The organism is Paenibacillus solisilvae, assembly GCF_042656405.1.
Classification (GTDB): Bacteria; Bacillota; Bacilli; order Paenibacillales; family Paenibacillaceae; genus Paenibacillus_Z; species Paenibacillus_Z solisilvae.
Map to the genome: position 1 here is coordinate 20,641 of NZ_JBHSOW010000137.1, position 24,358 is coordinate 44,998.

A 24,358-nucleotide genomic window follows, 5' to 3' on the forward strand; every position below is an offset into this window, starting at 1 on the left:
ACGAACGACCTTGACGTGTTCGGACCTCCATCATGGACAAGACGCGTACGTTCTTCTTCGCTCATCAGCATTACATAAATCGTTAACTTTAAACGCGAAGTTTTTACTCACTTTACCAAACTCCATATTTTGTGCAGATATCCGATCCTCTCGGAACATGAAAAGAAAAGAACCGCAGCCCACAATGCTACGGTTCTTTTCTTTCTTGTAATCATTTTTTTTGCGCCACTTTGTTTGATTCGCATGACGAGCGAGAATTTCCTTCTTCGTAATTTCGATATTATCTAAAAAATCTTTAATGTTGCACAATTCTACAATTCCCTTCTGTATAATCAACTAGGATCAAATAAAAAGAGTGAGGAGGAGTTTATTATATCTATCAATAAAGATCCACGGATTGAACTAGACATTTTAGAAATTAGTCAATCCCTCGGACTTGACATAGAACGCCTACTCGAATTTATTTAAAAAATCCGTAATGGATAGCCTTAATAAAACTCCATTCTGAAAGGAGGTGAATCTCAGGTGAATCTTCGTTCTACCCTTTTTAAAAATCGAACACGTTTGTTTGCAATTGGAGTTGCGACGTTTATAAGTCTATTCTGTTTGAATCTTGACTCCAAGAAAGCAGAAGCGGCAGATGGTGGACTGTTACCACTAGGAAACTCTGTTGGATCTGTTCAGGTCACAGACCAAGATCAGAGGAAACAAAAACCTGAAAGTCAAATACAGACTAACAGTTCATTCCTGAAGAATACGAGTCAAGAGCCGATACAAGCGTTAGGAGTCAAGCAGGCCGTCCCACAGCTCAAAGTGGACATTCCTGTCGTGAACTTAACAACTCCAGAGACGGTTGGCGATACGGCAACTAAGGCTCTCACCAATGTAAGCGATATTGCTTCTAAAACAACGGCTGCGGTTAGCGATCCGGCTGCTAAAGCTGTCACAAATGTAAGCGATATTGCTTCTAAAACAACGGCTGCGGTTAGCGATCCGGCTGCTAAAGCTGTCACAAATGTAAGCGATATTGCTTCTAAAACCACAGCTGCGGTTAGTGATACGGCTGCTAAGGCTGTCACCAACGTAAGCGATATTGCTTCTAAAACCACGGCTGCGGTTAGCAATACGGCTGCTAAAGCCGTAACCAATTTAAGCGATATGACTTCCAAACCTCCAGTTGTTGAACCTGTTTCTCCAATACCAAAATCTTCGGGAAGCTCTCCAGCAATTGCTTACCTACAGCAAACTAAGATGAGTGAACCCCTGATGGGCGAAGGAAAAAACAAAAAGAATTCAAAAGCTGATATGCATTCAGTCACCATCAAATCTTTAAATGGAAGTAAGCGACAGCAACAACCGTTTCCGAAATCCCTACCGGAAAAACATTCTGACGTGCCTGTTTTACCACCTGCACCTATCCTACGCGGAGAGAATCATAGTTCTGGCAGCTCCTCCAGGGATAATGGTGGTTCAAATTCGTTTGGCAAACAGTCGATGGTAGAAAGCCCTTTGCTCGATGTATCTTTGCCGCAATATACGGGGCAGTTGTTTAACCGAAGGGACATAGGAATAAATCAATGGTCTCAGCCCCCACCGGTGAAACCACCACAAAGTACCTTCTTCTCATAAACCTGGATGTAATTACATTTTCCCAAATTGAGAAGGAGGACTTTAAACAATGATGATCGAAGTGAAAAACGTACTGAAAATATCTATGCTCGCAGGTGTTATGGCTGTAGGGATCTTTACTATTTCGCATACGACATTTGCAGCAGAATTGCAATCAAAGACACAAACTACTGTTCAAGCAAATAATACTGTTCAAACAGATAATTCTTCGAGCAGTCTTGGATTAGGATTGCTGAATGGAATTAGTGTTTCAGGTAGTTCCATTATAGGCGATACGGTTTCCAAAGCGACAGCTGCGGTTGGCGCTACGGCTGATCCGGCGGTCACCAATGTTAGTGATATTGCTTCTAAGCTGACAGCTGCTGTTGACAATACAGCTGATCAAGCGGTCACCAATGTTAGTGATACGGCTTCCAAAGCGACAGCTGCGGTTGGCGCTACGGCTGATCAAGCGGTCACCAATGTAAGCGATATTGCTTCCACTACGACAGCTGCGGTTGGCGCTACGGCTGATCAAGCGGTCACCAATGTAAGCGATATTGCTTCCACTACGACAGCTGCGGTTGGCGCTACGGCTGATCAAGCGGTCACCAATGTTAGTGATGTTGCTTCCACTACGACAGCTCCGGTTGGCGCTACGGCTAATCAGGCGGTCACCAATGTTAGCGATATTGCTTCCACTACGACAGCTGCGGTTGGTGCTACGGCTGATCAAGCGGTCACCAATGTAAGCGATGCTTCCACTACGACAGCTGCGGTTGGCGCTAAAGCTAATCAGGCGGTCACCAATGTTAGTGATGTTGCTTCCACGACGACAGCTCCGGTTGGCGCTACGGCTGATCAAGCGGTCACCAATGTTAGTGATGTTGCTTCCACGACGACAGCTCCGGTTGGCGCTACGGCTAATCAAGCGGTCACCAATGTTAGTGATGTTGCTTCCAATACGACAACTGCGGTAAACAATGCATAACCTTCGCCGCTAATCAACTTGATAAGTAATGTTCAACAATATACCCCACCACATTTTAATTGTGGTGGGGTATATTTGTCTTAAAGTCGTTCTTTCCTCATCGAGACGTACGTTATGGTTGACTTCAACCAGTTTTTTTTGGATAGACGGATTGTCAATTGTTCTGCATGTCGTGCTCCTCATAGCCCAGATGTTCATCCACCTCGGCTTCCAGCATCTCCTGCAGCGTTTCGGCAAACAACTCTTTCAACGCGTTCTGTGCATCCTGTGCCGAGACCAACTTATTTTCCTTGATGAACTGACGGAGTTGCTGCTTCGTCCATAATCCCATGTGTTCTCCCCAACCTCTCTTATTCTTCCATTGTAATGGGTTTAGGAGTTTACACAATCTATTTTACAGACTCCACCGGCAATTTAACGACTCTTCAACACTTGATATAATTTTGCTTTGGAAACACTGGTTCGCCGACCCGCCGTGCCCGACGGTGCGGACACCTCCTGCCCGTTAGCCATCCATGCCGCTCACGCGACACCACAGATTATGGAAGTAATGTGTTCTTCCATGGGAGCTTAATGACGTACCCGGCCAATATTTTATTTTATTTCGACAAAAACAGAGATCCCCTCGGCTCTTTTACTGCTAACATACAGGTAATACTATACATTACCTGACATTAATAACTTGATATAGCTTTGCTTTAGACACTCCGGTCTGCTCGGTTATTTCTTTTATGGTATATTTCCGACTATCATATAGAAGCAACGCCATTTCAACTTTGCTCTTATCCAATGGCGGTCTTCCTCCTTTTCTACCTCGAGCCCGAGCGGCTTGTAAGCCGGCCTGGGTTCTCTCTCGAATCGTCTCTGCCTCCATTTCAGCCAAGCCAGCCATAATAGCAAAAAAAAGCTTGCCTGCCGGTGTGCTGGTATCTACTCCCAATGTGATGATCTGCAGACTGATTCCTCTTTCTTTAAGATCATGCGAAAGCTCATTAACTGCTTTGTCGTCCGACCAAGGCGATCCAATTTCCAGATAATTAATGTATCCCCGGAACGCAAATACTCCAAGCAGCGAGCTAACTCCGGTCGATCACTTTTCTTCCCGGAGACCTTTTCCTCAAAAATACGTTCACATCCGGATGCTTTCAAAGAATCGATTTGTAAATCCATGGACTGATCGGAAGTAGAAACACGTGCATACCCAATTTTAGTCATTTTCCAATCTCCTTTTGTCTATTAAACCTTCGTTGAGTATGTTTAATACACTTTGAATATTAGACGATTTAATAGACTGAAACAATGATCAATTTAGGGTATTTTAAGCTGATGTATATAAAGTCTAAAAAACGATCGTTTTTTAGATAATAAATAGATACATCAGACTGATATAATAAAAGCCAGGATGCGCTACGGCACATCCTCCGTTGATGGTATTGCGCGCGCAAAACAAGTAGCTGTGAACTTCTGATTTTCAGAATGTAATTGAATAGGACAAGATCAGTCGCGAATCCCGCGGCTGATTTAGTTTTCATGATTTCTTCTGAAATGGCTTGTTTGATTATATTTTTACTTAGCTTAGCGTTTTGTTGGCGGTACCCTTGGTGGTACCCCTAATAGAAGAAGGTCAGGAGACATCCCGAAAACATAAGGTGTAGATTGCTTTAAGAGTAAGAAAATACGCTAAGCCGGTGATGATTGTAGGCTTAGCGTATCGTCTTGGTTTGAAGAAATAGATGATTTCTAATTCTAATGCATCCGAAAGATGTGATCTGCTGTTCGAATGGCAAGCGCAACAGTCGTCAAAGTGGGATTTCCGGCCCCAATGGAAGGGATGACACTGTTATCGGCGATATAAAGGTTGGAAAGCCCGTGAACCAGGCCATACCCGTTCGTGGCGGATGTGGAAGGGTCATCGCCCATCTGGCATGTTCCGGAACTATGCTGCAAATCCCCTTGGGGAACCTGGCAAAAGAAATTCTGTCCATTTATGGGACGGATCCCCGCTGCGACGGCAAGAAGGCGTATTTCATTCATCATCTGCTGCATGACATCGCGATCCTTTTCCGTAAAAGAAAAATGGACTTGCACTTCGGGAACCCCATATTCGTCTTTTTTGTCCTGCTGCAGCGTAATCCGGTTCTCATAGCGCCGTTCTATCGCCCCGAAAGTCAGAATGTCAACTGTCAATTCCTCTGTTAACCGCCTTTGTTGATGAACGGAATACCAGAAACTATCGGGACCGTACAAACGAACCTGATAGGGCCTTTCCGTCGTTTGAGGGATATAAATTCCGAGCGTTCCAAGCTGTTCGGAGAACTCCTTGCGGTCCACCATTCCTCTGGCCATCAGGAACGATTGATTCATCAAATAATGCCCGATTGCCCCGTTTTGAATGTTCGAATGAAGCAGCAGGCGCGGAGTTTCAAATGTGCTTGCCGACAACACGACCTTCTTTGCTTTAAGCGTAAAGGAACGTTTATCCGAAGACATCACCTTTACGCCGGTTACCTTTCCGTCATCGACGAGTATTTGGACGGCACGGGACTGGACAGCCAAGTCAAACGGCCTGGCATTTAATGCTTTTGCCAGGAAAGAGAAAGAGCTTGTAATAACGTCGGAATTAACCTCTCTATAGGAGGACGGCTTCAGATCGGCAGCCATAGGAAGCATGACGGCCTCAGGAAAACCGCCCTCCTCAATACGATTTAGCAGAATCTCCGTAAATTGCGCGCCTTCGAAAAATTTGTCCGAAACCTTCAAGACCCGCTCGGCGATCTCGTAATACGATTCCAGCTCACGGAGGGGTACCGGATATTCCATTAACAAAGATGTTTGGATTCGAGTGGCGACGGCATCCCAGAACAATGTTCTTCCGCCCAAAGCGAAAACTTGTCTTGCTCCCAAGTAATCCGGATATGAGCCGGGCAATTCCTTTGAGATATTCAGATAATAGTCCCATCCAGCTTCAGCTCCTCCTCGGTCAGCTCCAGCTTGCCGCCGATGCCAACAGTGTCGACCCGTTCGGCCTTAGGCAGATACTGGCGGCGTACCCGGGAGTTGGCGCCGTCAACGCCGATGAGCAGATCGCCGGTCGCCGTGGAGCCGTCTACCCAAGTATTTACCAGTTATTGATATGAGTTTTGATCTCATCTAACAATAAATCTTTTTGTTCCCTCCGATTGCGCCTTCCTCCCGGGGCGGATTTCATCGGCCCTCCCCAATTGTGGGGTGACGGGGATTGACTTAGATCTAAAGTGGCGAACAAGATCTTGATTCCGCTGAACTCATCCTGGTGAACATCACTGAACGTTGTATCGCAATTGGCGTGCCTGGTGAGGTCCGCATCCGGACTCCGGACCTCGGCGCCAGACGTATCCCAAATCCCTAAAGGACTTCCCAAACTGCTGGCGACAATTCTTATACAATTATCCGATGCGCGTGCCGGCATAAGGCTTTGGTAATATCCCGCATTGGGAAATAAGATAATTTCCGCTCCTTTTAATGCCAACAGTTCCGCCACATCCGTGAACCAACTGTCATAACAAATCATCATCCCCACTTTGCCAAAATCAGTTTCAAACACCGGGATATCGGAACCCGGCCTTACCCCGCCTTCTAATAATTCCGGACTAAAAAGATGATTTTTATCGTATCTGCCTATAATTTCCCCCTGGCGACCGAACAAAAGACCTGTATTATATAAGGAATCCGCCGATACATCCATATGATAAAAAGTGCCCGCAACATGCATACCATATTGCTTAGCTTTTTGGGACATCAGCATGACGGCAGGTCCGTCCAGCGATTCATCCTGTTTATAATCCGAGCTGTTGAACATCTCCGGCAAAAGAATCAAGTCCACTTTCTGACTTCCTGCAAGATCCATCACCTGCCCCCATACTTCTAATGGTGCCGTACCTTCCACGCACGCCACGCTGACATTTCTCGGTAGTATGGGCTCGCATTCCTCGAAAGAGACTTGTCTGATCCAGGCCTTCCCGCTTCTGCTCAACCGGAAACAAATGCTTACTTCCCCTACCACTTCTCCATCATCGGGAACGAAAAATCGGTTATCTCCTTCAATCCAACCGTCTTCCATCCGTTTAAAATCAAAGATACCATTATTGAATCCCTGATCAGAATAAAAGGTAAAAAGCATATTTTTATGAGGATTTACATCATCCGATACTTGAAACTGAACTTTCATATGATAGGTTTTTCCACCGTTTAATGTAAATCTTGCGTATATACAACCAATGCAATTTTCGTTTCCGTTCCCGCTGGTCAGGAGGATATTCCTATCATCTTCCATCACCAGTCCAAAATTAGGGATAAGGGCTTGACGTGGACCCTTAACTTTCCAATGTTTAGGGACCTGACCTTCGTCCCCATCAGCAAAGTTGCTGTTGGGAATTAAATTTGTCCGATACACTGTCATTGATTTCACCCATTTCATTTGAGATAATTGTATAACGTAATTTTCAAGAGATTCACTCTCTGGAGATAACGAAATATCCGAATGGAATAATTGTTAGGTGCAATATTCCGTACAATCACACTTGTTTTCAAGAGCTTTTGATATAGAACACGTATCCTGGCACATTCGTTCGTCCCAGAGCTATCATTCCTTCACTGAACCGATCATCACACCCTGAACAAAGTACTTTTGAGCTAAAGGGTACAAAATTAATACAGGAACACTTGCAACAATAATAACAGAATATTTTAACAAATTTTTCATATCCTGAAACTTTGTGATTGCCTCTGGGGAAAGATTCATTGCTGTCATCTCTACATTACCTAGAACTAATATCTCCCTTAATACCAATTGCAAAGGATAAAGGTCTTTATCATTTAAAAAAATGAGCGCATTGAAATAGGAATTCCAAATAGCTACAGCAGACCAAAGAGCCAAAACCGCAATAATGGGCTTAGAGAGAGGTAATACGATTTTTAAGAGAAATCGAATATCATTGCACCCGTCAATTTGCGCAGCTTCATACAACTCATTTGGGATCGTCCATTGAAAGAACGTCTTGGCTATAATCACCGAGAAAATGTTTAATGCAGAAGGTACGAAGACCGCCCACATCGTATTAAGAAGTGCTAGATTTTTGACCACTAAATAGAACGGGATTAACCCACCACTGAATATCATGGCAAATAATATCATTGATATAAAAATATTTCTTCCAAAAAAAGTTTTTCGGGATAATGGGTAGGCGAACATAATACTCAGCAATACACTAAGAATGGAGCCTAATACCGTATAAACAGTAGAGTTGAAGTATCCACTCCATACTTCAGGGTACCGAAAAACCGCCTCGTATCCATATAGGGTAGGATCAACCGGCCATAGCCACACCTTACCTGACATAACGGCCTCAGAAGAGCTGAAAGAAGAGCTTAATATGTAAATTAGCGGGTAAGATACCAGTATCACAATAGTACTTAATATGGTGTATAGTACGATCAAAAACAGTCGATCGTTCATAGATTCTTTAATCGTTATGTTAGCTTGCAAGTTCCTCTCCTCCGTTTAAAACAGACTAGAATCGGTCGTTTTCCGTGCCACGAAATTAACGATAATGATTAAAATAAAGCCAATAACGGACTGGAATAAGCCTACGGCGACCGCAAAACTATAGTTGGCATCTATCAATCCCACTTTATAGACATACGTGGCAATGACTTCCGAAGTACTTAAATTTAATGGGTTTTGCAGCAAATACACCTTCTCAAATCCCACATTCATCAATTGACCGACAGCTAGAATGAAAAGTACAATGATGGTAGGACGAATAGCCGGTAGGTCAATATGAATGATTTTACTGAAGCGTGAGGCCCCGTCGATCTTAGCTGCATCATACAATTCCGGATTTACGCTGGATAACGCCGCTAAATAAATAACGGCCGCATAACCAGTTTCCTGCCAAACGCCTGACCAGACATAGAGGGAAGGGAACGCCGTAGGACTTCCCATTATATCTGGAGCAACCCCAAATAGATGGGCGAATTTTCCATACAACCCTACAGAGGGTGAAAGTACAATTTGCATCATCCCTACGAGAACGACCGTAGATATAAAATAAGGAGCATAGGTCACCATCTGTGCCGTACGCTTAAAACGGATATGCTTTATTTCGTTTAGTGCCACTGCTAGCAGGATCGCTGACGGAACTCCAATTAACAGTGAGTAAGCACTGATGGTTAACGTATTATTAATGACCGGCCAGAAAAACGGTGATTGAAAGAAAACATTAAAATGTTGCATGCCTACCCATGGACTTCCCCATATTCCCTGCATAGGATTATAATTTTTAAAAGCAATCACAGCCCCGAACATAGGAATATAGTTAAATGTCACTAAAAATGCCATTGGAATTGCGATGACTAAATACAACTGCCAATGCCGCGAAATTTTGTTTGCATATTCTTGATACCTGGATTTGTTCCTGAATTTTGGAACTATCTTTTGCGTTGCCACAATGAGGTCTCCCTTCCAAAGAAATGGATTAGGTATGGTAGACAATGGTTTAAGGATCACACTTTAGTTGTGCCCTTAAACCATTGTAATGCTGCAAATTACTGAATTGATAATAAATACTTGACAATGGCTGAGTCTGACTTAAATCCACTGGTGTCAAAAGGTTCATTCATCGCTTTCTCTGCTATTGCCAGATATTTCTCAAGGTCTAGTTTCTGAAGTCCTGAAATATACTGTTCCCAATTTTTATCGATAGATTTCGATCCGACAATGAACTCTGCCGTCCACTGCTCCACATATTTATTAATATTTGTTTTATACAATGAGTATTGTTGATTATCGTCTTCAGAAATCCAAACGGCACCCGGGTAGACTAGTTCAGGTTGATGTCCTGCCATATTCCTCATTGTTTCCAAATGGAGCATCGTTTGATCGCCACCCTTAGAAAATGGTGAAACTGCAACTCCTCCATTTCTCCATTCCTCAGATTGATAAATCGGTCCCATTTGATCCCAACCTGAATTTTGCCTGGAGCCGCCCGCATAAAATTTATCCCAAGCGGTATTGAACAACGCCTGTTTCCCATCCAAACCTAATTTTCCCGGTTCGGCCTTTGTCCAAAACTCTCCCTCAGCACCAAAATTCAGTGTTTGCGTTCCTTCAGCCGTCCAAATATAATCCAATAGTTTCATTATCGCAATTTGCTGTTCCTTGGTAGCCTTATTGGTCATTGCAAAAGTTAAACTAGTCGGTATATTCCCATAGAAAGCAGCATATTGAACCCCGTCAGGGCCTTTAAGCGGGGGAACACTCAACCAATTTTTATACTCTGGATTCGCGCTGCCGCCCTGGATAATAATATTTGACCCACCATGAGCTGCTATAGCGACTTTATCCTGCGAGATATTTCTAATCACAACTTCTTCTTTCTGACTGAAAGTCTGAGGATCTATCAAACCCTCAGCATACAAATCATGAATATATTCCAGACCCTGTTTCCACTCCGGTTGGGCTGGTGCAAAGATCACTTTGCCATTATTTATATTGAAATAATCTGTCCCGTCATGATAAATAAAGGCATTCATTAAGAAAATAGTCGGATCTGCATGCCATCCATCGATGTCGCCTGTTAACGGTATCAGATTGTTTTCCTTAAATACTTTCAATACACTTTTAAATTCTTCGGTAGTGGTAGGCATTTGCAGTCCATATTGCTTTAATACCGTTGTGTCTAACCATAATTTATCTGGCCAGAAACAGTGGAAACAATAATTGTAATTGGGTAGACCATAGATGTTTCCATCCGGTGCTACGGTGATCTCTTTCAATCCTGGCACGGTTTCAATTGCTTTCCAAACGTTCGGCGCGTACTCTTTAAGTAGATCATTCAAGGGAAGCAGCATGCCCTGGCCAGAATATTTCAATATGTCGCTGGGACTGAAAATACCGTTCCAGAAGACTTCCGGGTAATCCCCGCTCGCTAGAAGAAGAGATTGTTTAGGCGCTAAATCACTCGCGGGCGCTGTCTGCCAATTGATTTTAATATTAAATTTTTCTTCCACGTATTTTGTAAATCCATTTGTTTTCAAGTCTATGACGTTGGTATTTGGAGAAGCAAAAAAGAAATAGTCACCGGCGAACCCGATGCTTCCTGTGATTCGGATGGCCCGGTTTTGGAAGATTCATCTGACTTTGGGGGAGATGGTTCAGAGTTGCTGCATGCAGAGACAGTCACAAGAGCAATTAAAACAAAGATCACAAACGAGACCTTCATTAACGGTTTACCTTTCATGAATACAAACCTCCCTGTCTTTTATCATAAAATTCTGACAATAATTCGTTTTGCAAACCCCGTCTTTTTTGATCAGTGATTCCCTTATTCCAATTACATCACCTCCTTATAAAGAATTGGATTATGTCCATACACCATAAAATACCGGTTTTCTTCACAATACATTAACGTTTACTTTCTTTCATCCAAGAGAGCTTGGGCTATAATCTTCTCAGCCACCTCCATCGTTTTTAAGGCGTCGGCAAAATTAGAGGGCGGCTGCTTTCCTTCTTTTAAACAATCGATAAATTCACGGTGCTTGGCCTGAAATCCGCCCAATATATACATCTCATTGCTACCGGAAATTTCGCGGGCATCATATTCAATCCCCGTCGTATCTCCATCGGCGTAAAGATAGCCTTTGCCTTCATGCTCTGCTTCAACGCAAATGTTCGGGGCATGCATCTCGACAGCAAAAATTCTTCTCCCGCTCGACCAGCTGTTAATTAGATATCCCGTAGCCCCGTTATCAAAGTGAAGTGTTGCCGAAATAAAGTTAATATCGGGAACTTGGATCCGTTTGGTCGTACTCTCGATTTCCACTACCTCGCCACCGCACATCCACCGTAGCGTATCAATGGAATGTACAGTATCGTCCATCATTCGGTCGCGGGCCCCTAAAAAAGGTTCAATCTCCGATTTATAAAACCGGCATACCGCGTGTGTAATTGGACCTTTCTTTAGGCATTCCTTCCGCAGTTTGGCCACCATTGGCGAACTGCGTCGCTGAAAGCTCACTTGAGTGATGCAATTATGCTTATTTGCTGTATGTACTAATGTGCGGGCCTGGTGGATCGTGATCCCCAAGGGCTTTTCAATATATAAATTCAAACCCCGTTCGAGGCACCACATCCAAATATCGTATAAGATGTGGGGCTGTCCGATAGCATACACTGCATCCGGATTAGTCTCTTTGATCATCTGTTTGTAATCGGTATAGCGATTTGGAATATCGTATTGATCCGCAGTAGCGTTCAAAATCTCCGGAACGATATCACAGATCCCCGCAATCTCAACGTCATCGAAGGAGGCAAGGGAAGGATAATGAACCGAATTCGCCATTTTTCCCGCTCCAATAATTGCTACTCTTACTTTTGAACTCATATTTTGACCCTCTCCATTGTTATAAGTAGAAACCATTTGTTCCATTTCAAAATATTTGCTTTCAAAGATTCTATTAAAGCGTTTTTATATAATACATCCATCATATACCAGGTTGAATATTATGTAAATATTTAAATTAAGTAGACAATAAATACGCCATTTACCAATAGAATAGCAGTTTTTCAAGAAATACTTATGTTTAATATCGAATAAAGACCTTAATTTTCAAAACAAATAATCTAATGTTCTCTGCGAATACCTACCTTCACATTTAATTAGAATATTTAAAAACCGTATAAATTAAGCATTGCTTTTTTATTATTAAGCGTAATTACAAGTACCGCCTGACTTTTACCATTCGGCGATCGTTCCATCTTTATGTCTCCATACAGGGTTTCGCCAATTATGACCAATTAATGATAGTTCCTGGACATACTCTTCATTGATTTCTAGACCCAATCCCGGCCCTTGAGGGATGTCGACATACCCATTTTTATAAGCAAACACAGAAGCATCATGTAAGTAATCCAGCAAATCACTACCTTGGTTATAATGGATCCCTAAGCTTTGTTCTTGAATAAAGGCATTATGCGCTGTAGCGTCAACATGCAAGCATGCAGCCAAAGCAATTGGACCCAGCGGACAATGCGGTGCCAGCGCAACGTCGTATGCTTCGGCCATCGATGCAATCTTTTTGCATTCCGTAATACCGCCGGCATGGGATAAATCAGGCTGAATAATATCCGCGTACCCTTCAGACAACAATATTTTGAAATCCCATCTCGAGTACATTCTCTCCCCGGTGGCGATCGGAATGGACGTATGTCTTGCAATTTCCTTTAAAGCTTCGTTGTTTTCCGGCAGCACGGGCTCCTCGATAAACATTGGTCGATATGGCTCCAATTCCTTTACCAGAATTTTCGCCATCGCTTTATGTACCCGGCCGTGGAAGTCGATGCCGATTCCAACCTCATTACCGACTGCCTCGCGAACCGCCGCAATCCGAGCTACCGCCTGATCAATTTTTTCATAAGAATCTATATATTGTAACTCTTCGGTCGCGTTCATTTTCACAGCTGTAAATCCGGCCTCCACAATTTCTTTTGCCGCTCTACCAACATCACTCGGCCGGTCTCCGCCAATCCACGAATATACACGGATCTTGTCGCGGCAGGCACCACCCAATAGCTGATAAACAGGGGCATTAAGATATTTCCCTTTGATGTCCCACAGCGCCTGATCAATTCCTGCTATCGCACTCATCAATATTGGACCACCGCGATAAAAACCGCTCCGGTACATGAGACTCCAGTGATCCTCAATCCGCAGCGGATCTTTTCCGACTAAGTATTCCATTAATTCTTTTACACAGGTTTCTACCGTTGCGGCACGCCCTTCAACAACAGGCTCTCCCCACCCGGATATTCCTTCATCCGTTTCGATTTTCAAAAATAGCCATCGCGGCTGAACTTTGTATAAATGATAGTTCGTAATTTTCACAATCTAGACTCCCTTTCTAATTACGCCAAATTTAAAAAATCCGACTATGACTTCGCCCTTCATAATAATCCGGATTGTTGCCCAATTTTTGCAGCACAGGTTTAGTAATTTCATTCAATTTGGCAATCACGCCAGAACTAAGCTCAACATTGCCCCCTTGCGCATTTAGTATCAGTTGCTCGATACTGCGCGAACCAACAATCGTCGTGGTAATGCCTTCGTTTGCAATGGCCCAAGCCAGCGAGAGCTCGATCATATGAATCCCAAGTTCGTCGGCTACCCCTTGAATTTCTTTTAGAGCCTTATTGATTTCCGTCTCTGCTCCTTCTTCTCCGTGCCTGGTTCCCTTGCCCCTACTGCAATGAAAATGCCGGGATCTGGCTTGCATCGGCTTCACCTCATCTAGGCTGGGGTACTTTCCTGCCAGTAAACCCTGCTGCAAAGGCATATAACCAATAACTCCGATGTTATTGTTCATGCAATATGGCAGGATGCCGTCTTCGATCGCTCGGGAAAACAAGTTATACGCCAGCTCATTGGCGACAACCGAAACCCCGGTTTCCTGCACTTCCTGCATTTGTTTTACGCCATGATTGCTAATGCCGATATAGCGAATTTTACCTTCCTTCTGTAACGTTTGCAGTGTTTGAAAAACTTCCTGAACAGAAGGTGGATTTGAGATTAACTCCTCGTCATCAGTAAAATGTTTAACGGAAAGAGGGGAAATGGGCCAATGCAGCATATAAAGATCGATATAATCGGTTTGTAGGCGTTTCAAGCTAGCTTCACAGTGCTCCCGCAAAACCGAAGGTTGTGTATTGGATGTATTTATCTTGCTGCCGATTTTCGCTTTGTCCCGCTTTCCCTTCAAGGCCTTCCCTAGTGATCTTTCACTTTCGCCGGCATTATAGACCTCAGCCGTATCGAAATAGTTAATTCCCAGGTCTAAAGCTTTATGAACGACTTCATTAACGTCTTTCTGGCTTTGAGCCCCCCAATATGCTCCTCCACCGTACTGCCAACAGCCCATTCCTAAAACACTGAGCTCTAATTCCGATCTTCCCAGTTTTCTTTGTCGCACAGATACACCCCATCTTTCTGTTTAAATATATTAATCTCTTACTACGCCTTTCTTTAAAATCATATTTCCTTTAAAAGATTGATCGCTCGTGGCAACAACAGCAAAGGCATTTTTTGATCTTTCATAAAAAGAAAATCGTTCCACATATTCAAAATCTGCAAAAGAGTCATTGTGTTTTTTAATGATGCCTCGATATTCTCCCCAAACTTCCGGTTCTTTGTCCCCAGGTAAAAGAGACATTACAATAACCGGGTGATCGACGGATTTATCCAAGGGGAAATATGGAATTATGGCTTTAAGCAATTCCGTTATGAGGTGCCCGTCACTTCGAATCAAACGCTTGGCGCAAGCAGCGGCGGGAAAATTCCCATCAGCGAATATGATTTCATCCCCATGACCCATTTCCATCAACGTCTTCATTAATTTTGGAGATATGATCCGCGGTATGCCTTTTAGCATTCATCTTTCCCCCTCTCTAATTACTCGAAATAATATCGTCACTTAAAACCGTGGGACACCAAAACTTTTCAATATACTCAATCACTAGTCGGGTCCCTTCATCATGGCTTACATAAGGTGGCATTGCGGGGTTATACATGGCATCCGTTAAATCCCTAACCAATGCCACATTCATCCCCAATCTGACCATCTGTTTAATCCCAAACGATCTGTTAAGAATACACATATTGGTATGAACACCCATAATCAGCAAATTATTAATGCCCTTCTGCTGAACAAAATGGTATATCTCAACACCGTCATCCGATATTCCATCACGTTGCTGGTCGATCTCAATAGCAGCATGTTGCCTGTCCCAAGCATTGTACGGCGATTTTTCTCCGGTATCGGATCCACCGTCGGAGGCATTTACAGGCAGAGGCGGATCGATGTGTTCTAATGATTCCGGCAGCCTCACGGCAGGCGCGTCTATCATTCTCTGCCGTGCGGAAGTCCCTTCATAGAAGTCCATCGTGTCCGATGGAGAATGGATAACTTGCACACCCATTTCCCTTGCGATTTTTATCGTATAGTTTATACGTGGAAGCATAAGGGCAAGCCGCTCATTAGCCCCTCGAGACCAATGCTCATTCCATACATCACACAATATCAAAGCCGTTTCACTGGGTAACCAACATTCGTTGTCGATGATCTTTTCCCATACCTCGTAACCATTCACATCTTGTTTTAATGTTTGCCTCTTCAGCTGCAATTGCAACTTTTGACCTTCCGCCACACATCTCACACTGAACACCTCTTAAATGTCTATGAATTTTACTCGAATTAAATTAATGTCCGGCTAACAGAGCTTGTGCCAGAATGATCTCCGCAACTTCCATCGTTTTCAAGGCATCGGTGAAATTTGAATCAGGCTGTTTGCCTGCTTGGCAGCAATTCACGAATTCCCGGCATTTTTCCCTCACGCCTGTAAAAACATAATCGTCGTCGCTTCCCGAAAGTTCCCTCGTATCATATTCGATTCCTTTGGTATCCCCATCCGCATAAAGATAACCCTTGCCCTCATGCTCCGCCTCCACACAAATATTAGGCGCATGAATTTCCACATCAAAGATTCTACGTCCGCTCGACCAGCTGTTGATTAAATAGCCGGTGGAGCCATTGTCAAAATGCAGGGTCGCAGAAATAAAGTTAATATCCGGTGTCTGCACACGCTTTGTATGACTTTCTATTTTCTCGACTTCTCCCCCGCAAATCCAGCGCAAAGTATCGATCGAATGAACGGTATCGTCCATCATGTGATCCCGCGCCCCCAGAAATGGCTCAATGTTTGACTTGTAAAATCTGCACACAGCATGAACAATGGGTCCGCGTTTTAGGCATTCTTCTCTTAATTTCACTACCATAGGGGTAATGCGGCGCTGGAAACTCACCTGAGTGATACAATGGTTCTGTTCAGCTGTATATGTAAGAGACCGTGCTTGATGTAAAGTAAGGCCCAAAGGTTTTTCAATGTAGAGATTCAATCCTCGGTTCAAACACCACATCCAAATATCATACATCGTATGAGGTTGTCCTATAGCGATTACGGCGTCAGGATTTACTTCTTCGATCATCCTTTGATAATCTGTTACAGAATTGCCGTAACGTTTCTCGATTCCGTATTTATCAGCCGTAATATTGAGGCGTTCATGGTCAATATCACAGATCGCCGCTATTTCAACATCTTCCAAAGCAGCAAACGATGGATAAATGACTGCATTGGCCCTACTTCCCGCACCAATCATAACCACTTTAAACTTTCCAACTGCGCCCATCCTCTTACCTCCTTAGAATAAAAATTACAGGCTCACTATTAATTTCATAGACAGATCATCCCAACATTAATTAAATAATGATTTGGCATAGGTGATATCTTCTTTAATCAAACGATTTACCTCAGGTTCATCCGTATACTCCGCCGTCAAACATATGACCCCGCCATAACTTCTCTTTTTTAAGTACTCTGCCGCCCGGGTCCAAAGTGCCAACCCCTGCCTTCCTGATGTAAAATAACGCTTCCATTCTGCGGTTAACGCTTCCGGACCATTAACCCGCTTGTAATAGGCGTTTTTAAAATTCACCATACACAAATGAGACCAAACAATATCAAGCCCAAATTCAGGCTGTTGTCCGGCAAGCGCATCATGTGCAGAGTCCCAAATAGCTCCTATATATTTCGGATCCATTTCTTCCATTAAATGAAGCATTCCTATGGAATCTACTATATTATTTCCATAATGCTGTTGAACTCCAATTTTAACTCCGTATTTTTCGCATAACGGCAATAACGACTCCAGATGGGCCCGCTCTCTCTTTTCAGATGCCATATAACCCTCTTCTAATGTAATTTCCGGCATAATGCGAATTAACGGAATGCCCGCCTCCGCGCATCCGGCAAATATTTTCTCATCCGTGCCGCTGGCCACACTAAAGATTTTTAAACCGTGTTCCTCAAATTGTTTCACTAATTGAGGTAACTTACTGGCATTTTGCGGTTCAAGCTGGTATCCGTCTCTTAATGGAAGTTCAATACCGTCGAACCCTAACTCGCTGACAAATTTGCCCAACGCCCATACAGATAAATCTTTCCAAGGCTTAGTAAATACAGAAAATTCAATATTGACCATTCCTCTTCCTCCTCATATATTCTCTTAACAATTACAATTTTCATATTAAGTCACACCCTCTCTTATGTCAAGATTCTAATTAACAAAAAATCCATATAATTTAGTTCCTTTAACTAGGACACTTTTTTGTTACTTTTAAAATGTTTTCATTGAGTTTTTATACAAATTGTTTTATACTTAATTTGTTATTTTACAATTCTATAATATACGTTCTTACTACTATGTAAATGTAAGGTGCCTAAATGATGAACAATGAAATTCGAGATCAAAAAGGAAGCAAAACTAGCATATTGCAAACGTTAAGGATGAAAGGCAGTATGTCACGTATCGAACTCACCCGGATCACCGGATTGAGCCGAGCAACTATCTCAACATCTATTGCTGAATTAATGGAATACAATCTTGTGTACGAAACCGACAATCGACAGACCACAGGCGGCAGGCCCGCCACTTCTTTGGAATTGGTTCCGTACTCGAACATCATTATCGGGGTTGATTTTGATCATAATTTATGGACCATCGGAGCATTCGATTTACTAGGCAATGTCATCAAAACCATCACAATTCCTGTGAATGCTTCTTCTCCGGAAATGACATTCAAAGTTTTATCCGGTGAAATTAAAGACTTTATCAAAACATTGGACAGGGATCCGATTCCGCTTCTAGGTATAGGCGTACCTGGACTTGTCAGTGAGAGTCATTCAATTATTACGAGTGCCGCACAGTTGAATTGGTATCATATCGATGTGGAAAAGATCATGAGAGAGGAAATTGGTTGGCCCACAGTGGTGCTCAACCGCTATCGTGCCAGAGGGCTCACCGAATGCCGATACGGATCCGGTCAGAGCTTCAGTAATCTTGCATATATTGGTGTGGGTACAGGTGTAGCCGCCGGACTTTATATTGACCGGCAGTTATTATCCGGATCGTTAGGGGGAGCTGGGGAAATTGGACATTTTACTATAGAACCGGAAGGTCCGTTATGTCCATGCGGCAATCAAGGCTGCCTGCAAGCTTTATGTTCAGGACCCGTTATAGAACAAGAATTCCGCAGACTCCTGCGTTCAGGCGAAAAGTCAGTCATTTATTCCGACCCCAGTCTCGATATGCAGCTTCTTAAAACTTATGATATTTGTGCTGTCGCTGATCAAGGAGATGCGCTTGCCATCAAAGTAGTGAATCAAGCGGCCGCTTATTTGGGTATCGCCATGGCCAACCTTGTGAATCTATTTAATCCCGAAGCCATTATTCTGGGAGGAGCGATCCCTAATTCAAGCCGGCTCTTTGTGGAGACTGCCACGAAAATCATGAAGCAAAGAGCAATGAGCTCCCTTTCCGCAGCCACCAAAGTCAAAACCTCTTCGTTTAAAGATATCGGTGGCGCATTGGGGGCCGCTAATTTTGCTCTGGATAAAAATATGTCCATGACCTTTTTCAATAATAATGGAGTGGGAACAAGTTAAATCAAGTAATTAAAGCTTTCGACTTGATGGGAGACATCAAAGATGAGGCGAGGGTTATAAACCTCGCTTCAGACTGTTTCGTATTATGAGGTTAGCCAGTATTTAATGGTTGACCTCTTTTGTGCTTACTACTTCGCAGTTTTCAGTTATTGATGGATGCTATCAACGGTAATAAGGGAAATAGCTCTGCAACCAGTACCGTACTCCCAACGAATAAGGCTTGGGGATACAAACAATGGCCCTTTGATCTTTATGGAAGATGGCATGCTTGTCTCCTTTCAAAATAAAAAAAGAAAGTCTCGATGAGTATATTTAACTTGGATCAAATAAGCTCGATAAATTTTTTATCAATTTCTTCAATATATCTTATATTCCTCATCGTCATGGAGCTCATAGGATTCTACCAACCTCACAGACGAAAGAGCCTCGTAAATTCCATATAATTTCTCATCTGCTTCTCTTTTTGGGTCTGCAGGCGAGTGGGATTGATTGCAGGAAATGTGATGGCCTGGCTGAAACCAGACTGCTTCCATATTGGCAAGACCGCCGCTGTTGCGGACGGTCTTGTTGTGTTTATGCAGTATTCGTTTGTTAGGCACTGAAAGGGGACGGAATGTTACATTCTGGTACCCGTTGATTATTCCGAGCTGCCAGCATTCAGGACGGATTCCTGGTCCTATTGCGGAATATAGAGATGCGGTTTAGTCACATTATAGATGGCTCCGTTTTTCATGTCAATATATCTAACATAAATATTATGATCTTACGAAATTCTGCTAAAAAAATAGAGAAAATGATTTTATGAGCTTACCAATCACTAAAAATACAAAAGTATCAAAATTAATGTTATGTTTAATGACATGATTTTACGGATTTCAATTTGAAGAAAGGCAGTGCCTACGGGTACTAGGAACTCATCTATCAACCAGAATAATCACAAAAGGAGTGAAAAGTACCGCGTTTCAAATGGTCTTCTTGATGTTCCCGACCACTATCTCGACAGGGGTTCTACTCGTTCCGAGCATCTCGGAACGAGTGGCGGGCCGCGATATGTGGATGACTCGGCTAATCGTTCGATCGCCGGTTATCTCATTGTTTACGTAGCCATTACATTACATAAACTTTACCCTCAAGAAACATTGGTGGAATACAGCGTGCAAATCGTCGGCCTTATACCGAGTAAAATCATCGGGGCTGCCGTCTTGCTGTTTTTTCTGCATATGAATGCCTCGTCATAGTAAGGCAATACGACGAATTTCTAGTCGGAAATTTTTTGCTCAAACGCCCCTGATGGTGGTGATGGCCAGTATGCTGCTGGTCTGCTCCTATACGATACGCATTAACCGAACTCGGATTTTTCGGATTTCATAAACAGTTCGTCTTGATTTGTATTAAATGTAACCTTGTAAGCAGTCTGGGAGGCACGGCGCTGCGTTATGGAACAATGTTATGAACACATGTTTGCAAAAGTTGGATTTTATACATAAACAAATCATGTGGTTTCTGGGTTATAATGTCGGATGACAAAAACATATATCGATAAAAGACAAGAAGTTGTATCGGAACTTTCTTTGACAGTCCCTTTAACAATGACAGCCGCATCATTAATTAATTGCCTTTTATCGCTTAGTGGGATGGTGCCTGATTGATGTATAGTTGTATACGTAGGAAGGAAATTATATACCCCTACTCCCAGGGCAAACGCAACTGCCGTCGTTATCAATACCTTTTTCATGAACTCTCACTCTCCTTTCTATTAATAAATATTTTTTTGCACCATTAATATCATCTGTGTGCAATGATCTTTTCTGAATTTCACCAGTCCACGGAATTGTAGCCCACATTGTTGCATCTTCTACATCAGAACAAATGTATTATTAGTCGAACCGTTCACCCAAGGATAACTAGTATTGATGTCAATGTCTGCTTCATAAATAGTATTCGACCATCCGAGTTCGTTCGGCGGTCTTTTTTTTTGATTAAATCAACATTAAAAGAAAACAGTGCCAGTGGGATAAGAAGATCAAGATCATACTTCTCGAAGGATTATTGAATCACAGATTAGCTCCTCTTTGGTCAAAAGAGTCACATTTGCGGTCACAAAATACAGTCATTATATAGTTTTAGATAGTAACACTCAGAAATATTCAGTAAATTGAAAACGTGATGAAAGCTTGTCCCGTATGGGATAGGGTGATATACAAGGATTTTTTATAGGTCATAAAAATGTGATATGGCCAAAGCTCCGCACATAATGTAGCCTTTATTAGTCGTTACGGCGATTAGAGTGGTTTTAGGTAATTTCACCTCCACGCCAAGTACGGTTTCTCCCCCGTCTAAAGTTATGGGAACCATACGCATCATCGATAACCACCTCCTCCCGTCATTCCAAAGCCAATGTAGAGCATCAGATTGCTTCTTCACTATATGCTGTTTATTCATGTACGGTGTTGGATTGATGTCATGGACAAATTCTACTCTTTCTTTCAACTTTCACTGCGAAAATTGCTTTACACAATTCCATTAATCTGCCGGTTGATGGTATAGTAAAGGTACTCAAGCTAGCGATGGAGGCATTCAAAATAGACACGATGAAAAACGATAGCATCTCCCTTGGACAATCTACTTTTTTGTTTAATGTAGACTTGCTGGTACACGGTGAATCAAACGCACTTGCGATGGAGCGCCTGCTCCATCTGCTTAACCAATGCGGCTTTGCAGATTACCGGATTAAATCCGGCATGGAGCTCGGCCGCCTTATAGAAGAATTAGAAGCTAAGCAGCCAGCAGCGCCTAAACAAGCCAGCTTACCATCGGCTCCTTCACAGTCAGGTCCGGCCGTCTCAAGCAGTGCACCGGCAGAGAGCCATCAGACGCAGAAGAAAACAGCCGATTCAGCAGCTGAGTTAACCTTCGTCAACGAACGGATTCAAGCCTGCATAGCCGATAATCGATTAATCCGCCTCATGATCAACAAAGGCTTTGGCGTCAAATTAAATATCCCTTGCCGGATCATTAATTTTGATCTGCACACGCAAATGCTGACCGTCTATCACGTCGATGAAAAACAGGTATACAGCTTTACCTTGAACGAAATCGATGACTTTGTCGTGTAAGCATTTTACAATGATTCCTTTATGAATATAAGAAAAAGGAGCCTCCTACTAAGAGAGCTCCTGTTTCTTATATTCAACGGCGGCAACACTTTTCAGCATTTCGGCAATACGGCTGCCCTCCACGGGTGCGCTCCAGATAAAACCCTGCATTTCATCACATTGATGCTTCTGCAAAAAATGCATTTGCGCTTCGTTCTCCACCCCTTCAGCAATAACCTGAAGGTTAAGATTGTGAGCCATCGATATGATCGCTGCCACGATTGCTGCATCTCCTGGATCCTGCTCAATATCCCGGACAAAAGACCGGTCGATTTTGAGTCTGCCAATTGGCAGCTTCTTGAGATAATGGAAGGAGCTGTAGCCAGTACCGAAATCATCGATGCTAATATTAAGTCCAAGCTTGGTTAGCTCCAATAAACAGATTGACGCATGATTCACATCCATCGTCATGCTCTCTGTAATTTCTAAGTCGAGATAGCGTGCTTCGAGACCTGTTCTGGCCAGAATATGCGCAACCTTTTCCGTTAAATTCTGCTGCAGGAATTGTCTGATCGACAGATTAACGGAGACCGGAATGAAAGGCAGTTCTTCATCCTGCCAAGCTTTATTTTGCCGGCATGCCTCCTCCAGCACCCAATCCCCGATCTGAACAATCATTCCGCTCTCCTCCGCTAACGGGATGAAATGGCTTGGCGGAACAAGTCCCCTCACCGGATGCTGCCATCGAACCAGCGCTTCTACTCCGACAATGCTGCCGCTGCTCAAATCATATTGAGGCTGGTAGTGAAGGATAAACTCTCCTTTTTGAACAGCCTGCTTCAGGTCATGCTGCAGTTTGAGCCTCTCCAATGAGCTATTGTCCCATTCCTCGGAATAAAGCAGGCAGTTGTTTTTGCCGCTTTCCTTTACTTTAGCGAGCGCCATATCCGCCTTCTTGACTAAAATGCCGGCATCGTCTTTATCCAACCTATTCCACGCTATGCCAATGCTCGCTGTTACATGCAAAGGAAAGCCCTGCAGCTCGAAGGGCTCATCAAGGGAATGCAACAATTCCTTAGCCTTCGCAAGCATTTGAGCTTCCTCACCTGCGTTGCGGAACATAATCGCGAACTCGTCCCCCTCCATTCGGGCCACTACATCCTGCTCATCCAGATTGCGGGTTAATCTCTCCGCCACCTGCATCAGCAGCATATCACCGAATTCACGTCCAAACGAGGCATTGATCAGCTTGAAGCGATCCACATCCAAATAAAGAATGGCTATCGAACTGTCATCGTCTCCTGCACTTATTAAGCTGTCTGTAAGCTGAAGCATAAATGTCCGCCGATTGGGCAACCCCGTCATGTCGTCATAATAAGCCATATAGCGGATCCGCTCCGCATTCCGATTGCGATCACTGACATCATAGCTGATGATAATCGCACCTATACTCTCATTCCCATGAATGAGCGGCGCTGTAGTGACATTGATCTCGAAGGAGTAACCGACGCGGTGCAGGACTCGAATAGACATAGCCTGCGTGACCCCATTCAACATGCTTTTGAAGCTTCGCAGCACGTCCTGGTGGTTCTCCGCATCAAATAAATGCAAAAAAGATTTGCCGAGCAATTCATGGCGCTCGTAGCCAAGCAGTTGGCTGGAGGACTCATTGAGCTCTAGAAACTTGCCTTCCGAATCAATGACAGCCAGTGCCACAGGACTATATTTCAATAAGGATTGCACGATCAGTGTATGTAAATTATCCTGCGCAAACGAATTTGTTCTCTGGACGATCGGGTAATGAAAACAAAAAACATAAACCAATGCGGCCAGCACCAGTATAGGTGTACTCTGCCAGTATTGTGGGGTTGAAAGCCACCAATGTCCGCTAGCTGCCCAGGCGACCGCTAATATGCTTAATCCAATTGCTACCACCCTTGAGATGATACCGCTTACATGATGTGGTTGCTCTGGTTGCCTCGGAGACAGCTTCGTAGTTGCAGACACGCAGCATCTTCCTTTCTATATGGTATAATCTCTCAACAGGAATTATTATAACCCATTGTTCAGCCA

At 43.4% G+C, this 24,358-nt stretch carries 19 protein-coding genes and 3 pseudogenes; 4 read left to right on the top strand and 18 right to left on the bottom strand.

Translation table 11 applies throughout. The features are described 5' to 3' along the window. Positions 1 to 525 precede the first annotated feature (525 nt). Positions 526 to 1,629 (top strand): hypothetical protein, encoded by a 1,104-nt coding sequence (locus ACFPYJ_RS32670; protein WP_379192701.1) that lies wholly within the window; start codon positions 526 to 528, stop codon positions 1,627 to 1,629. Positions 1,630 to 1,879: 250 nt separating this feature from the next. Here the strand turns inward: ACFPYJ_RS32670 and ACFPYJ_RS32675 are convergent, their stop codons facing one another. From ACFPYJ_RS32675 to ACFPYJ_RS32745, 15 genes and pseudogenes are all read right to left on the bottom strand, one after another. After that, positions 1,880 to 2,539, bottom strand: a complete 660-nt coding sequence (locus ACFPYJ_RS32675; RefSeq protein ID WP_379192833.1) for a leucine-rich repeat protein — start codon at positions 2,537 to 2,539, stop codon at positions 1,880 to 1,882. Between the two features lie 220 nt (positions 2,540 to 2,759). Then, positions 2,760 to 2,930: pseudogene (locus ACFPYJ_RS32680) on the bottom strand (IS256 family transposase); the annotation flags it as partial. 333 nt (positions 2,931 to 3,263) lie between these two features. Continuing rightward, positions 3,264 to 3,814: pseudogene (locus ACFPYJ_RS32685) on the bottom strand (recombinase family protein). A 531-nt stretch (positions 3,815 to 4,345) separates the two neighbouring features. Next, positions 4,346 to 5,464 (bottom strand): GMC oxidoreductase, encoded by a 1,119-nt coding sequence (locus tag ACFPYJ_RS32690; RefSeq protein ID WP_379192705.1) that lies wholly within the window; start codon positions 5,462 to 5,464, stop codon positions 4,346 to 4,348. A gap of 253 nt (positions 5,465 to 5,717) precedes the next feature. Continuing rightward, entirely contained in the window at positions 5,718 to 7,037 is a 1,320-nt protein-coding gene (locus ACFPYJ_RS32695; protein WP_379192707.1) for a carbon-nitrogen hydrolase family protein, read from the bottom strand. Between the two features lie 183 nt (positions 7,038 to 7,220). Next, a complete protein-coding gene (locus ACFPYJ_RS32700) occupies positions 7,221 to 8,093 on the bottom strand; it encodes a carbohydrate ABC transporter permease (protein WP_379192835.1) in 873 nt (290 codons plus the stop codon). 45 nt (positions 8,094 to 8,138) lie between these two features. Then, complete coding sequence (locus ACFPYJ_RS32705) at positions 8,139 to 9,086, bottom strand: ABC transporter permease (RefSeq protein WP_379192709.1); 948 nt, start codon at positions 9,084 to 9,086, stop codon at positions 8,139 to 8,141. 98 nt (positions 9,087 to 9,184) lie between these two features. Then, positions 9,185 to 10,675, bottom strand: coding sequence for an extracellular solute-binding protein (locus ACFPYJ_RS32710; protein WP_379192711.1), 1,491 nt, complete (start codon positions 10,673 to 10,675; stop codon positions 9,185 to 9,187). 374 nt (positions 10,676 to 11,049) lie between these two features. After that, a complete protein-coding gene (locus ACFPYJ_RS32715) occupies positions 11,050 to 12,066 on the bottom strand; it encodes a Gfo/Idh/MocA family protein (RefSeq protein ID WP_379192713.1) in 1,017 nt (338 codons plus the stop codon). 306 nt (positions 12,067 to 12,372) lie between these two features. Continuing rightward, on the bottom strand, positions 12,373 to 13,521 hold the full coding sequence (gene dgoD / locus ACFPYJ_RS32720; RefSeq protein WP_379192715.1) for a galactonate dehydratase: 1,149 nt from the start codon (positions 13,519 to 13,521) through the stop codon (positions 12,373 to 12,375). Between the two features lie 31 nt (positions 13,522 to 13,552). Then, complete coding sequence (locus tag ACFPYJ_RS32725; RefSeq protein ID WP_379192717.1) at positions 13,553 to 14,602, bottom strand: aldo/keto reductase; 1,050 nt, start codon at positions 14,600 to 14,602, stop codon at positions 13,553 to 13,555. Between the two features lie 30 nt (positions 14,603 to 14,632). Further along, complete coding sequence (locus ACFPYJ_RS32730) at positions 14,633 to 15,061, bottom strand: RbsD/FucU family protein (RefSeq protein WP_379192719.1); 429 nt, start codon at positions 15,059 to 15,061, stop codon at positions 14,633 to 14,635. A 16-nt stretch (positions 15,062 to 15,077) separates the two neighbouring features. Continuing rightward, positions 15,078 to 15,818 (bottom strand): isochorismatase family protein, encoded by a 741-nt coding sequence (locus ACFPYJ_RS32735; protein ID WP_379192721.1) that lies wholly within the window; start codon positions 15,816 to 15,818, stop codon positions 15,078 to 15,080. 70 nt (positions 15,819 to 15,888) lie between these two features. Continuing rightward, positions 15,889 to 16,875, bottom strand: a complete 987-nt coding sequence (locus ACFPYJ_RS32740) for a Gfo/Idh/MocA family protein (protein WP_379192723.1) — start codon at positions 16,873 to 16,875, stop codon at positions 15,889 to 15,891. A 66-nt stretch (positions 16,876 to 16,941) separates the two neighbouring features. Further along, positions 16,942 to 17,727, bottom strand: coding sequence for a sugar phosphate isomerase/epimerase family protein (locus ACFPYJ_RS32745; RefSeq protein ID WP_379192725.1), 786 nt, complete (start codon positions 17,725 to 17,727; stop codon positions 16,942 to 16,944). A 245-nt stretch (positions 17,728 to 17,972) separates the two neighbouring features. On the opposite strand from ACFPYJ_RS32745, the gene ACFPYJ_RS32750 reads away from it, so the two are divergent. Then, positions 17,973 to 19,190 carry an ROK family transcriptional regulator gene (locus ACFPYJ_RS32750; RefSeq protein ID WP_379192727.1) on the top strand — a complete coding sequence of 406 codons (1,218 nt, stop codon included), beginning with the start codon at positions 17,973 to 17,975 and terminating at the stop codon, positions 19,188 to 19,190. Between the two features lie 1,052 nt (positions 19,191 to 20,242). Further along, on the top strand, positions 20,243 to 20,428 hold the full coding sequence (locus ACFPYJ_RS32755) for a hypothetical protein (RefSeq protein WP_379192729.1): 186 nt from the start codon (positions 20,243 to 20,245) through the stop codon (positions 20,426 to 20,428). Positions 20,429 to 20,682: 254 nt separating this feature from the next. Here ACFPYJ_RS32755 and ACFPYJ_RS32760 read toward each other — a convergent pair whose 3' ends face one another. After that, positions 20,683 to 20,925 (bottom strand): hypothetical protein, encoded by a 243-nt coding sequence (locus ACFPYJ_RS32760; protein ID WP_379192731.1) that lies wholly within the window; start codon positions 20,923 to 20,925, stop codon positions 20,683 to 20,685. A 497-nt stretch (positions 20,926 to 21,422) separates the two neighbouring features. After that, positions 21,423 to 21,554: pseudogene (locus tag ACFPYJ_RS32765) on the bottom strand (YunC family protein); the annotation flags it as partial. 203 nt (positions 21,555 to 21,757) lie between these two features. On the opposite strand from ACFPYJ_RS32765, the gene ACFPYJ_RS32770 reads away from it, so the two are divergent. Further along, complete coding sequence (locus tag ACFPYJ_RS32770) at positions 21,758 to 22,306, top strand: hypothetical protein (protein WP_379192733.1); 549 nt, start codon at positions 21,758 to 21,760, stop codon at positions 22,304 to 22,306. Positions 22,307 to 22,354: 48 nt separating this feature from the next. Here ACFPYJ_RS32770 and ACFPYJ_RS32775 read toward each other — a convergent pair whose 3' ends face one another. Further along, on the bottom strand, positions 22,355 to 24,292 hold the full coding sequence (locus ACFPYJ_RS32775; RefSeq protein ID WP_379192735.1) for a putative bifunctional diguanylate cyclase/phosphodiesterase: 1,938 nt from the start codon (positions 24,290 to 24,292) through the stop codon (positions 22,355 to 22,357). Between the last annotated feature and the right edge of the window lie 66 nt (positions 24,293 to 24,358).

Excerpts from the sequence above, each read along its gene's own strand:
- ACFPYJ_RS32695 (WP_379192707.1), bottom strand. The coding sequence starts at position 7,037 with ATGACAGTGTATCGGACAAATTTAATTCCCAACAGCAACTTTGCTGAT.
- ACFPYJ_RS32700 (WP_379192835.1), bottom strand. The coding sequence starts at position 8,093 with ATGAACGATCGACTGTTTTTGATCGTACTATACACCATATTAAGTACT.
- ACFPYJ_RS32715 (WP_379192713.1), bottom strand. The coding sequence starts at position 12,066 with ATGGAACAAATGGTTTCTACTTATAACAATGGAGAGGGTCAAAATATG.
- ACFPYJ_RS32730 (WP_379192719.1), bottom strand. The coding sequence starts at position 15,061 with ATGCTAAAAGGCATACCGCGGATCATATCTCCAAAATTAATGAAGACG.
- ACFPYJ_RS32740 (WP_379192723.1), bottom strand. The coding sequence starts at position 16,875 with ATGGGCGCAGTTGGAAAGTTTAAAGTGGTTATGATTGGTGCGGGAAGT.
- ACFPYJ_RS32745 (WP_379192725.1), bottom strand. The coding sequence starts at position 17,727 with ATGGTCAATATTGAATTTTCTGTATTTACTAAGCCTTGGAAAGATTTA.
- ACFPYJ_RS32750 (WP_379192727.1), top strand. The coding sequence starts at position 17,973 with ATGAACAATGAAATTCGAGATCAAAAAGGAAGCAAAACTAGCATATTG.
- ACFPYJ_RS32760 (WP_379192731.1), bottom strand. The coding sequence starts at position 20,925 with ATGAAAAAGGTATTGATAACGACGGCAGTTGCGTTTGCCCTGGGAGTA.
- ACFPYJ_RS32770 (WP_379192733.1), top strand. The coding sequence starts at position 21,758 with ATGGAGGCATTCAAAATAGACACGATGAAAAACGATAGCATCTCCCTT.